General features: G+C 51.0%; 9 protein-coding genes and 1 pseudogene. 5 read left to right on the top strand and 5 right to left on the bottom strand.

Going from position 1 to position 11,978, the window contains the following annotated elements; translation table 11 throughout:
* The first annotated feature begins 2 nt into the window (after nt 1-2).
* Nucleotides 3-1,922, top strand: a pseudogene (locus EA14781_RS09275) (TonB-dependent receptor plug domain-containing protein).
* 100 nt (nt 1,923-2,022) lie between these two features.
* Here EA14781_RS09275 and EA14781_RS09270 read toward each other — a convergent pair.
* Nucleotides 2,023-2,277 (bottom strand): GlsB/YeaQ/YmgE family stress response membrane protein, encoded by a 255-nt coding sequence (locus EA14781_RS09270; protein ID WP_000511318.1) that lies wholly within the window; start codon nt 2,275-2,277, stop codon nt 2,023-2,025.
* A gap of 200 nt (nt 2,278-2,477) precedes the next feature.
* On the opposite strand from EA14781_RS09270, the gene ycgR reads away from it, so the two are divergent.
* Complete coding sequence (gene ycgR / locus EA14781_RS09265) at nt 2,478-3,212, top strand: flagellar brake protein YcgR (RefSeq protein ID WP_000020176.1); 735 nt, start codon at nt 2,478-2,480, stop codon at nt 3,210-3,212.
* A gap of 1 nt (nt 3,213) precedes the next feature.
* Here the strand turns inward: ycgR and emtA are convergent, their stop codons facing one another.
* Entirely contained in the window at nt 3,214-3,825 is a 612-nt protein-coding gene (emtA, locus tag EA14781_RS09260; RefSeq protein ID WP_002462038.1) for a membrane-bound lytic murein transglycosylase EmtA, read from the bottom strand.
* Nucleotides 3,826-3,924: 99 nt separating this feature from the next.
* Here emtA and ldcA point away from each other — a divergent pair, with 99 nt between their 5' ends.
* Entirely contained in the window at nt 3,925-4,839 is a 915-nt protein-coding gene (gene ldcA, locus EA14781_RS09255) for a muramoyltetrapeptide carboxypeptidase (protein WP_000051545.1), read from the top strand.
* A gap of 95 nt (nt 4,840-4,934) precedes the next feature.
* On the top strand, nt 4,935-6,671 hold the full coding sequence (locus tag EA14781_RS09250) for a potassium/proton antiporter (RefSeq protein ID WP_000338382.1): 1,737 nt from the start codon (nt 4,935-4,937) through the stop codon (nt 6,669-6,671).
* A gap of 58 nt (nt 6,672-6,729) precedes the next feature.
* On the opposite strand, the gene dadX is transcribed toward EA14781_RS09250, so the two are convergent.
* Entirely contained in the window at nt 6,730-7,800 is a 1,071-nt protein-coding gene (gene dadX, locus EA14781_RS09245) for a catabolic alanine racemase DadX (protein ID WP_000197921.1), read from the bottom strand.
* A 9-nt stretch (nt 7,801-7,809) separates the two neighbouring features.
* Nucleotides 7,810-9,108, bottom strand: coding sequence for a D-amino acid dehydrogenase (dadA, locus tag EA14781_RS09240; protein WP_001266890.1), 1,299 nt, complete (start codon nt 9,106-9,108; stop codon nt 7,810-7,812).
* A gap of 329 nt (nt 9,109-9,437) precedes the next feature.
* On the opposite strand from dadA, the gene EA14781_RS09235 reads away from it, so the two are divergent.
* Nucleotides 9,438-10,970 carry a SpoVR family protein gene (locus EA14781_RS09235; protein WP_000190857.1) on the top strand — a complete coding sequence of 511 codons (1,533 nt, stop codon included), beginning with the start codon at nt 9,438-9,440 and terminating at the stop codon, nt 10,968-10,970.
* Between the two features lie 150 nt (nt 10,971-11,120).
* Here the strand turns inward: EA14781_RS09235 and fadR are convergent, their stop codons facing one another.
* Nucleotides 11,121-11,840 (bottom strand): fatty acid metabolism transcriptional regulator FadR, encoded by a 720-nt coding sequence (gene fadR, locus EA14781_RS09230; RefSeq protein WP_000234823.1) that lies wholly within the window; start codon nt 11,838-11,840, stop codon nt 11,121-11,123.
* Between the last annotated feature and the right edge of the window lie 138 nt (nt 11,841-11,978).

Raw genomic sequence — 11,978 nt, 5'->3', positions numbered from 1 at the left:
CTATGAGACTTAAAAAACGTTATCTCTGTACAGCATTATCACTCGCCCTCACTCAGCAAGCAGTTGCGGCTCAAGAAAACGAGACGATGACCATATGGTCCAGCCCCGTGTCTGCGACGACCACCACTATTCTCGATCAGCCCACCATGAAGGCGCTGGACAAACAAAATGTCGCCCAGGCGTTAAGCGTAATCCCCGGGGTTGTGCTGCAAAAATCGGGAGGACGCAATGAACAACAAGTCAAAGTACGCGGTTTCGATAGCCGTCAGGTGCCGGTTTATTTTGATGGCGTACCTATTTATGTTCCCTATGACGGTAACCTCGATCTGGCGAGGATCCTGACCAACAATCTGGGAGCAGTCGAAGTCTCCAAAGGGTATTCATCGCTACTTCAGGGCCCCAACCAGATGGGGGGGGCTATTAACATCACCACGCAAAAACCGACTAAACCACTGGAAGCCAGTCTGGGATACCGTCAGGGATGGAGCCGTAGTCAGGACAACGCCTACGATATGCACGCCTCACTTGCCGCCAGCAGCGATCTGGGATATTTGCAAGTCAGCGGCAGCCAACTGAAACAGGATTTCCTCGGTCTGCCACATGGCGTCAATAATGATATTGTAGGCAAAAACGGCAAGATGATTAACTCATCCGCCAATGATAAACGCGGCATAGTGAAGCTCGGCTTTACGCCGCGCGAAAATGACGAATACACGCTGACTTATATTAAACAGGATGGCGAAAAAGATAACCCGCCTTATAACGGAACCAGCAGTCAGAAATCACGCTACTGGCAGTGGCCGGAGTACGATAAAGAGAGTTTTTACTATCAGGGAACCACACAGCTCAGCGATCGTTTTACGTTGAAAAGTCGACTTTATCGCGACACCTTTGAAAATACGCTGATAATGTACAACTCGCTGGCGGATCTGAAAAATAAAAGCGGCAGCTATAGCCACTATTCCGATTACAGCGATGGTGCAGGGTTACAGTTAGCGGCCGATATGCGTGAAAACGATCTACTGTCGTTTGCCGTCAACTGGAAGGATGATGTGCATCGGGAAAAAGGCGCACCGCACGCTTCTTATGATCGCTATGAAGACCGAACCTGGTCGCTTGCCAGTGAATATCAATGGGCTGCGGCTGATAATGTGGATGTCGTTGCCGGGATCAGCTACGACTGGCGTGATAGCGTAGAAGCGAAAAAACATGAAAAAGACGGCAGTGTCACTCACTATGACGACAACAATCAGTCCACCTTTAACTAGCAGGTAATGGGCAAATACCACTTTGCAAATGAGGACACACTGGCGCTCTCGTACTATGACCGCACACGCTTCCCAACGCTGAAAGAACGTTATACCACGTCCAAACCAGCTTATAACCAGATAGCCATTGTTAACCCGCAACTCAAGCCGGAACGCGCTCGCGGCGTAGATTTAACCTGGAATGGTTCCTTCACGCCCGACTGGGGATTTGAAGTCAGCGTTTACTATAACCGGGTGAGTGATGCCATCCTCTCGCACAATATCAATGCCGATACCGTGCAGAATCAGAACAGCGGCACGGTGGATTACAGCGGTCTGGATGCGGGTATTAAAGGGAAAATCAGCAATATGCTGGATATTGGCGCCAGTTACGGCCTGATCCATGCCGATGCTAAACGCAAAGACATCGGCAAGATAACCGATCTACCAACGCAAACATTGACTGCCTGGATGACGTTAAAACCGTGGGAACCGTTAAGCGTAACGCTTTCCGAAGAAGCGCGTTCTTCCAGCTACAGCAACAGCGACGGTTCACAAAAAGCAGCCGGTTTTGCGGTTACTCATATTCGCGCCGATTACGCATTAGGGCACGGCTTTAGCGTCAATGCATCCGTCAATAACCTGTTCGACACCAAATATGCCTACAGTGAATGATTCATTGAAGAAGGACGTAATTTCTGGGCAGGCGTAGAATATACATTCTGATTTGAAAACGGATAGCGGCGTCGAGGCTGCTATCCGTTGTATGAAAATCCTATTCTCTTCGCAGGAGGCGAAATACCCCCAGAACCAGGATAGCGCCGACCACCGCCACCAGGAAGCTGTGTAAATTAAAACCGCTGATGGTACCGCCAATGCCAAACATGGTCGCCAGCCAGCCGCCGACGACCGCACCGACTATCCCGAGAATACAGGTCAGGATAAATCCTCCACCATCACGTCCCGGCATGATCAGCTTGGCGATAACGCCCGCTATCAGGCCAAAAATAATCCAGGCAATAATTCCCATGTTCAGGCCCTCGTTTCGATGAATCGGATGCAAGAAATACTTACGTCAACGCTCTAAGTATAGGCAAGGGCTGGATCAATAGTGGGAAGCTGACGACTGAATTGGCGATAAGTTGTAAAAAATATTCACGCATTTGTATTAAGGTTTGTTAAACATTGCCGATAAACCAAAGACAGTTTGTCGGTCAGGAGTTTTTCCGCGTGAGCCATTACCATGAGCAGTTCCTGAAACAAAATCCATTAGCAGTCCTTGGCGTTTTACGCGATTTGCATAAAACCGCAGTTCCCTTACGTATCAGTTGGTCAGGCGGTCAGTTGATCAGCAAAATACTGACGATAAGCCCAGATAAACTGGTGCTGGATTACGGTAGCCAGTATGAAGATAACATTGCAGTGCTTGAGGCGCGGCAAATCACCATTACCGCCGAAACGCAGGGCGCCAAAGTTGAATTTGCTCTTGAGCAATTGCAGCAGAGTGAATATTTACAGCTTCCGGCATTCATCACCGCGCCCCCTCCCGCCTTATGGTTCGTGCAACGGCGCAGATATTTCCGCATCTCCGCCCCGTGCCATCCCCCCTACTACTGTCAGACCCGATTACCTGATAACAGGACGTTACGTTTTCGTCTGTATGATTTGTCATTAGGCGGCATGGGGGCATTACTGGAAACAGCAAAACCAACTGGATTGCGCGAAGGCATGCACTTCGCGCAGATTGAAGTCAATATGGGGCAATGGGGAGTCTTTCATTTTGACGCTCAGTTACTCACCATCAGCGAACACAAAATCATCGATGGTAAAAATGAGACTATTTCCACTCCCCGCCTGAGCTTTCGTTTTCTGAACGTCAGCCCGACGGTGGAGCGGCAGTTACAGCAGATTATTTTCTCTCTCGAGCGAGAAGCCCGGGAGAAAGCAGACAAAGTGCGCAACTGAGTTACATTGCGTTCAGCGCCTGCTCAAGTTTGTAGATATAGCGAGGCGCCTGCGGCGCGGGGTGATTTTTCGCAACATGGTCGAGGAATTCGTCGGCATCCAGATCGTTAATTTTACTGATCGCCTTTTTCCTGTCTGACGAGAAAGTCCGTAGCAACGCGCCAGCCCCGTTGGCGTACGACACCACCAGCGCATATTGCAGCACCTTCGGATCCTCAATACCTGCCAGCGGGCCGGTTTCCAGAATGTTCAGGTAAGCCGCCCCCATTGAAATATTGCGTTCTGGATTTTTCAGCTCGCTGGTGGTTGGCTCGCCACTCCAGCCCATGCGGCGATAAACATCGCGCCCGGACGTGGACGCTTTCAACTGCATCAGGCCAATGGCATTCGACTTACTGACCGCGTTCGGATTACCGCCCGATTCGATGGCGATAATCGCGGTAATTAACTGTGGATCGACGCCCCAGGCAGCCCCAGCTTTCTGGCTTATTGGCATCCACTGCATCGCGCGTTGTACCGGGACTTTTGCATTCCACGGCGGGTTTGTGTAGTCATGTTTTGATGAACAACCTGCTAATAGCACAACCAAAAAGGCAAACCATCTCAATTTCACTTCATCTATCCTTATAGCCTGGAATCGCCGTTGAGGTGACAACGGCATACCTAAGCGGCATGATATACATTTCGTTTCTGTTGTCAGCAAGGAATTGCCATGTCTCTGTTCCATTTAATCGCCCCGTCGGGTTACTGTATTAAACAACACGCTGCGTTGCGGGCTATCCAGCGCCTGACTGACGCGGGGCATCAGGTCAATAACGTAGAGGTTATCGCCCGTCGCAGTGAGCGCTTTGCGGGTACGGAAACGGAGCGTCTGGAAGATATTAATTCCCTTGCCAGACTGACTTCGCCCAACACTATCGTGCTGGCAGTACGCGGTGGTTATGGCGCCAGTCGCTTGCTGGCAGATATTGACTGGCAATCGCTGATTGGCCGTCAGCAACATAATCCGTTACTCATCTGTGGGCACAGCGATTTTACGGCGATCCAGTGTGGTCTGCTGGCATTGGGCAATATCATCACCTTTAGCGGACCAATGCTGGTGGCGAATTTTGGCGCGGATGAGCTGAACACCTTTACCGAACACCATTTCTGGCTGGCGCTGCGCAATGAAACGTTCACTATTGAATGGCAAGGAGAAGGCCCGGTATGCCAGACCGAAGGGACATTGTGGGGAGGTAATCTCGCAATGCTGAATACGCTTATCGGCACGCCATGGATGCCGCAAATTGAGCACGGTATTCTGGTGCTGGAAGATATCAACGAGCATCCTTTCCGCGTCGAACGTATGCTTTTACAGCTCTATCATGCCGGTATTTTGCATCGCCAGAACGCGATTATCCTCGGTAGCTTCAGCGGCAGTACGCCAAATGATTATGACGCGGGTTACAACCTTGAATCCGTCTATGCCTTTTTACGTTCTCGTCTGTCGATCCCATTAATTACCGGGCTTGATTTTGGACATGAACAACGCACGGTCACACTGCCGTTAGGCGCTCATGCCATTCTGAATAACGCTAAAGCGGGTACTCAGTTGACGATAAGTGGCCATCCTGTTCTTAAAGTGTAAAAAAAATCACGGTTCAGAGCTAAGTAAAACGCTGTTTCTGCCACGAATATGGTAGGGTTTACATTCGAGACAGCGTAATCAGGAGTAACCGACCGTTGGATGCCGCAACAATTATTAGCCTTTTCATCTTAGGCTCCATTCTTGTCACCAGCAGTATTTTACTTAGTTCATTTTCTTCACGGCTTGGCATTCCGATTCTGGTCATTTTTCTGGCTATCGGCATGCTGGCGGGCGTGGATGGTATCGGCGGTATTCCGTTCGATAATTATCCCTTTGCCTATATGGTGAGTAACCTGGCGCTGGCGATCATCTTGCTCGACGGCGGGATGCGTACTCAGGCCAGCTCCTTTCGGGTTGCATTAGGTCCAGCGCTGTCGCTGGCAACGGTCGGCGTGCTTATTACCTCCGGCTTAACGGGTATGATGGCGGCGTGGCTGTTTAATCTCAATGTGATTGAAGGCTTATTAATCGGCGCGATTGTCGGCTCCACAGATGCCGCAGCGGTCTTTTCTCTGCTCGGCGGCAAGGGACTTAACGAACGTGTTGGTTCGACGCTGGAGATAGAGTCCGGCAGTAATGATCCAATGGCGGTCTTCTTGACAATAACCCTGATTGCGATGATTCAGCATCACGAAAGCAGTATTAGCTGGATGTTCGTGATTGATATTCTTCAGCAATTTGGTCTGGGAATTATCATCGGACTTGGTGGGGGTTATTTACTGCTGCAAATGATTAACCGTATCGCTCTTCCCGCGGGACTCTATCCATTACTGGCACTAAGCGGCGGTATCCTGATTTTTGCGTTAACGACGGCGCTGGAAGGCAGCGGTATTCTGGCGGTTTATCTGTGCGGTTTTCTGCTGGGTAACAGACCGATTCGCAATCGCTATGGCATTTTGCAAAATTTCGACGGCCTCGCGTGGCTGGCGCAAATTGCCATGTTCCTGGTACTGGGGTTATTAGTTAACCCCAGCGATCTGCTGCCTATCGCCATTCCGGCGCTCATTCTGTCTGCATGGATGATTTTCTTTGCTCGTCCCCTTTCAGTATTTGTCGGATTGCTACCATTCCGCGGTTTTAATCTGCGTGAGCGGATATTTATCAGTTGGGTCGGATTGCGCGGCGCGGTACCAATTATTCTGGCCGTATTCCCGATGATGGCGGGACTGGAGAATGCGCGTCTGTTCTTTAATGTCGCCTTCTTCGTGGTTCTGGTTTCGCTCGTGTTGCAGGGAACATCGCTCTCATGGGCGGCTAAAAAAGCTAAAGTAGTGGTTCCCCCAGTGGGGCGTCCGGTGTCGCGCGTTGGCCTGGATATTCATCCAGAAAATCCGTGGGAACAGTTTGTTTATCAGTTGAGTGCCGATAAATGGTGCGTGGGTGCGGCGCTACGCGATCTGCATATGCCAAAAGAGACGCGCATTGCTGCACTGTTTCGTGATAATCAGTTGCTTCACCCCAGCGGCAGCACTCGTCTGCGCGAAGGCGACGTCTTGTGTGTGATTGGTCGGGAGCGCGATCTCCCTGCTCTCGGTAAGCTGTTCAGCCAGTCGCCGCCGGTCGCGCTGGATCAACGCTTCTTTGGTGACTTCATTCTCGAAGCCAGTGCGAAATATGCTGATGTGGCGCTGATATATGGTCTGGAAGACGGACTGGAGTATCGCGATAAGCAACGAACACTGGGAGAAATTGTCCAGCAATTATTAGGTGCGGCGCCGGTTGTCGGCGACCAGGTAGAGTTTGCCGGGATGGTCTGGACGGTAGCCGAAAAAGAAGACAACGAAGTGTTAAAGATTGGCGTCCGGGTGGCAGAAGAAGAAGCTGAATCTTAAATTTGCAACGGCCTGTATTGCCGGATACGACGCGGGTTGTATCCGGCATACTGATGAGTTACACCGTCACAACGGGTACACGTAACGCCAGTGCGCACATCAACTCATACCCCACGGTTCCGGCAGCGGCGGCAACATCATCGATTTTAATCTCTTTGCCCCACAGTTCGACCGGCGTACCAATCCCCGCCTGCGGGCAAGGTGTTAAATCAACCGCCAGCATATCCATCGATACCGTTCCCACCGTCATGGTGCGCACACCATCCACTAAAACGGGGGTGCCCGTTGGCGCGTGGCGCGGATAACCGTCAGCGTATCCGGCGGCAACAATGCCGATTCGTTGCTCATCGGGTGCGGTGTAACGTCCGCCATACCCCACCTGGTCCCCTACCTTTAACGTCTGGATACCGATGATCTCACTGCTTAATGTCATCACCGGACGCAACCCGGTATTGGCGATATCCCGCCACTGACCGGACGGCGACGCGCCATAAAGAATAATTCCCGGACGTACCCAGTCAAAATGTGCCTCCGGGTGCCACAACGTCGCCGCCGAGTTGGACAACGAGCGACGGCACGCCAGCCCTTCCGCTGCCTGGTCAATACGCGCCATAGCGTCCGTAATCCCGTCAGGATGCTCTGCACCGGCAAAATGCGACATCAGCGTCATTTCCCCCACATTCGTCATCGCCCGCAGTTGTTGCCAGACAGTGAGTACGCGCTCGGGCGAGACCCCCAACCGATTCATCCCGCTGTTCACTTTAAGATAAATATCCAGCGGTGCTTTTAAGCGCGCATTTTGCAGTGCTTTGAGCTGCCAGTTGCTGTGTACGCAGGTCGTCAGCCTGTACTGATCATAAATTTCCAGATCTTGTGCATGGAAAAACCCCTCCAGCATCAGGATCGGCCCTTTCCAGCCGCGTTCACGTAACGTTATCGCTTCTTCCAGGTTAAGTAATGCAAAGCCATCGGTTGCCCCGAGCGCACTCCAGATACGCTCAATACCGTGCCCGTAAGCGTTGGCTTTTACCACCGACCAGACGCGTGAATGCGGCGCGGCCTGGCGAACAATGGTCAGATTTTGTTTTAATGCCCGCAGATCGAGGCTGGCCTGTATAGGACGGGTCATCTCGCATCCTTAGCTGTGCGCGCCATGTAAATGGCCCGGACGTGATGGCGTAAATCCGCGGCTGTAGCGCGCTACGCTTAAGTCCTCATACGGGATCGCTGGCGTGCGGCCTGATAACAAATCGCTCAATAGCTGCCCGGAACCACAGGCCATGGTCCAGCCGAGCGTGCCATGACCCGTATTCAGCCATAAATTTTTAAAGCGTGTACGACCGACAATCGGTGTTCCGTCTGGCGTCATCGGACGCAAACCGCTCCAGAAGACGGCCTGTTCGACATGACCACCACGCGGATAGAGATCGCGAACCACCATCTCCAGCGTTTCACGGCGTGGTTGCAGCAATTCGGTATTAAAACCGACGATTTCCGCCATTCCGCCGACGCGGATGCGATTATCAAAGCGAGTAATGGCAATTTTGTAGGTTTCATCAAGAACGGTGGACACTGGCGCCCCCTCTTCATCCGCAATCGGAATCGTCAGGGAGTAGCCTTTCAGCGGATAGACAGGAATATCAACAATGCCTTTGAGCATCGCCGTCGAGTAAGAACCAAATGCCATCACATACGCATCGGCCTTAATCACTTCATCGCCACACTTCACACCATAGATTTGTTCGCCGTCGCAAATCAATTGCTCCACAGACGTATTAAAGCGGAATTTAACCCCCGCCAGCTCCGCCATCCGCGCTAAATTCTGGGTAAAGAGCTGGCAGTCACCGGTTTCATCATTGGGAAGTTGCAGACCGCCCGTCAGTTTGTGCGCGACCTCTGCCAGTGCCGGTTCCACTTCAGCCAGGCGGCTGGATTCCAGTAATTTATACGGCACGCCGGCATCTTCCAGTACGGCGATATCGCGAGTGGCATTTTCATACTGTTGTTCAGTACGAAACAGTTGCAGCGTTCCGCCCTGCCGTCCTTCGTACTGAATGTTGGTTTCAGCGCGTAGCGCTTTCAGACAATCACGACTGTACTCTGCCAGGCGAACCATTCGCCCTTTGTTTTCCATATAGTGGCTGGTATCGCAGTTACGTAACATTTGCCACATCCATTTCAACTGAAATTGCGTGCCATCAAGACGAACAGCCAGCGGCGCATGACGTTGAAACATCCATTTAATCGCTTTCAGCGGCACACCTGGCGCCGCCCACGGCGCAGCATATCCAGGGGATATTTGCCCGGCATTTGCGGCGCTAGTTTCCAGAGCAGCTCCGGGTTCCCGATCAATTACGGTAACCTCATGTCCGGCCTGATTTAAATACCAGGCGCTGGCAACGCCCACCACACCACTTCCCAGTATGACAACTCGCATAGCCACTCCGATAACGGTAGATACAGTAAAAGAATAATAACCTAATTACATCTTGATAACTTAGATGAAAATATTATTCAACATATAGGTTTTTTATGGTGAGCTGGCTCACACCTCCCTGACGCTGCGGGAATATAGCGTCTTTAGTATCTCCTGCTAAACGCGCTTTTTATCCAGCAGAAAATTCCACTCTGGAGCGGATTATTGGCACTCCGATAATAAGAAATCGCAAAGAAAAAAATTCTCCGGCGACGCGGTTTTTAACCCGTGTTCTATGCTTGAAATGAGGTCCTCCACACAGAGAGTACCGACAACAATGAGGTGCGCGTATGGCGACGATCGATTCTATGAATAAGGACACCACGCGTTTGAGCGATGGTCCTGACTGGACGTTCGACCTGCTGGATGTTTATCTGGCAGAAATAGACCGGGTGGCGAAACTCTATCGGCTGGATACCTACCCGCACCAGATTGAAGTCATCACCTCAGAACAGATGATGGATGCTTACTCCAGCGTCGGGATGCCGATTAACTATCCGCACTGGTCGTTCGGCAAAAAATTTATTGAAACCGAGCGTCTGTATAAACACGGTCAGCAAGGGCTGGCCTATGAAATCGTCATTAACTCTAACCCGTGTATCGCTTACCTGATGGAAGAAAACACCATCACCATGCAGGCGCTGGTGATGGCACATGCCTGTTATGGTCACAACTCTTTCTTCAAAAACAACTATTTATTCCGTAGCTGGACCGACGCCAGCTCGATTGTCGATTACCTGATTTTTGCCCGTAAATACATTACCGAATGCGAAGAGCGTTATGGCGTTGATGAAGTCGAAAGACTGCTGGACTCCTGTCATGCGCTGATGAACTACGGCGTGGATCGGTATAAACGCCCGCAAAAAATCTCTCTCCAGGAGGAGAAAGCCCGGCAGAAAAGTCGCGAAGAGTATCTGCAAAGTCAGGTCAATATGCTCTGGCGTACCCTGCCGAAGCGCGAGGAAGAGAAAACGGTTGCTGAAGCGCGCCGCTATCCGTCCGAACCGCAGGAAAATCTGCTCTATTTTATGGAAAAAAATGCCCCGCTACTGGAATCATGGCAGCGTGAAATCCTGCGCATTGTGCGTAAAGTAAGCCAGTATTTTTATCCGCAAAAACAGACCCAGGTGATGAACGAAGGTTGGGCAACCTTCTGGCACTACACCATCCTTAACCATCTGTATGATGAAGGGAAAGTAACCGAACGTTTTATGCTGGAATTCTTGCACAGTCATACCAACGTGGTCTTTCAGCCGCCTTACAACAGTCCATGGTACAGCGGCATTAACCCGTACGCCCTCGGGTTCGCGATGTTTCAGGATATTAAGCGGATTTGTCAGTCGCCGACAGAAGAAGACAAATACTGGTTCCCGGATATCGCCGGTTCCGACTGGCTGGAGACGCTGCATTTCGCGATGCGTGATTTCAAAGATGAGAGTTTTATCAGCCAGTTCCTGTCGCCAAAGGTCATGCGTGATTTCCGCTTCTTCACCGTGCTGGATGACGATCGGCATAATTATCTGGAAATTTCCGCCATTCATAATGAAGAAGGATATCGGGAGATCCGCAACCGTTTATCGTCGCAATATAACTTAAGCAATGTGGAGCCGAATATTCAGATCTGGAACGTGGATTTGCGCGGCGATCGTTCGCTGACGCTGCGTTACATTCCGCATAATCGCGCACCGCTGGATCAGGGGCGTAAAGAGGTGCTGAAGCATGTGCATCGCCTGTGGGGATTTGACGTGATGCTGGAACAGCAAAACGAAGACGGTAGCGTAGAGTTGCTGGAACGTTGCCCGCCGAGAATGGGCAATCTGTAAAAAAACCTCCTCATTTGAGGAGGGTTCATTTTGGCCGGATGCGGCGTAAACGCCTTGCCCGGCCTGCAAAGTATCGCAAATGCAATATATTGTAGACCTGATAAGCCAGGCGCATCAGGCAATTATGCGTTTGTCATCAGTATGGAAAGATTATCGCCCCTGAATGGCTAAATCACCCGGCAGATTTTTCTGCATCCGGTGCCAAATCTCGCCACTCTCATGTCCATAGCGACGCACTGTTTCATACACCTGATCGTGCGCGCCTTCACTACACAATGCCGAAAGCTTGTGGTAGAAGCCCAGCGCCAGACTACGCGCTTCTGGATTAGCGAAATAGTGACGACCAATACGTGTATACAGCCCTTTCATCCCGTTGAGGATCAGGCCGTAAATCGGGTTACCGGAAGCAAATGCCAGACCGCGGAAAATGTTGTAATCCAGCTCGGCAAAAGCATCAGCGTGATCGGCCACTTCATTGGCCGTCGCCAGTACTTCCTGCGCTTTATCGGGATGCTGACGGAACGCAGTACGAATAAAAATAGTCGAAATATTGGTACGCACTGACAACAAATTATCAATAAGCTGCGGCACACTTTCGTGATCGAGCCGCGCCAGCGTCTCAAGAATATTAAGCCCTGAGGTTTCCCAGAAATTATTCACCTTCGTCGGCTTACCATGTTGAATAGTCAACCAGCCGTCTCGTGCCAGACGCTGCAACACTTCACGCAACGTCGTACGCGTTACGCCAATTAATTCTGAAAGTTCACGTTCTGCGGGCAAAATAGTCCCGGGTGGGAAGCGATTATTCCAGATACTTTCAATAATGTACTCTTCCGCGAAACCCGCCGGGCTTTGCGCCTTAATGACCATAGTGATATTTCCATAACACAGCAAAACAAAGTTGTACTCATCATACCAGAGGGCTAATCACGCTGATAGCAGACAAAAAGAAGAAAAAAGGGATCAAGGCTTCATTTTCTGCATCTCTTTTCTCCAGACCATCAAGAC

Source organism: Escherichia albertii NBRC 107761 = DSM 17582 (genome assembly GCF_000759775.1).
Taxonomy (GTDB): domain Bacteria; phylum Pseudomonadota; class Gammaproteobacteria; order Enterobacterales; family Enterobacteriaceae; genus Escherichia; species Escherichia albertii.
The sequence above is the reverse complement of the archived record's forward strand: the minus strand, read 5'-3'. Positions and strand labels throughout refer to the sequence as shown.

What these genes read in the sequence shown, in the direction of transcription:
- fadR (WP_000234823.1), bottom strand. Translation starts at nt 11,840, where the DNA reads ATGGTCATTAAGGCGCAAAGCCCGGCGGGTTTCGCGGAAGAGTACATT.
- dadA (WP_001266890.1), bottom strand. Translation starts at nt 9,108, where the DNA reads ATGCGAGTTGTCATACTGGGAAGTGGTGTGGTGGGCGTTGCCAGCGCC.
- EA14781_RS09235 (WP_000190857.1), top strand. Translation starts at nt 9,438, where the DNA reads ATGGCGACGATCGATTCTATGAATAAGGACACCACGCGTTTGAGCGAT.
- ldcA (WP_000051545.1), top strand. Translation starts at nt 3,925, where the DNA reads ATGTCTCTGTTCCATTTAATCGCCCCGTCGGGTTACTGTATTAAACAA.
- dadX (WP_000197921.1), bottom strand. Translation starts at nt 7,800, where the DNA reads ATGACCCGTCCTATACAGGCCAGCCTCGATCTGCGGGCATTAAAACAA.
- EA14781_RS09270 (WP_000511318.1), bottom strand. Translation starts at nt 2,277, where the DNA reads ATGGGAATTATTGCCTGGATTATTTTTGGCCTGATAGCGGGCGTTATC.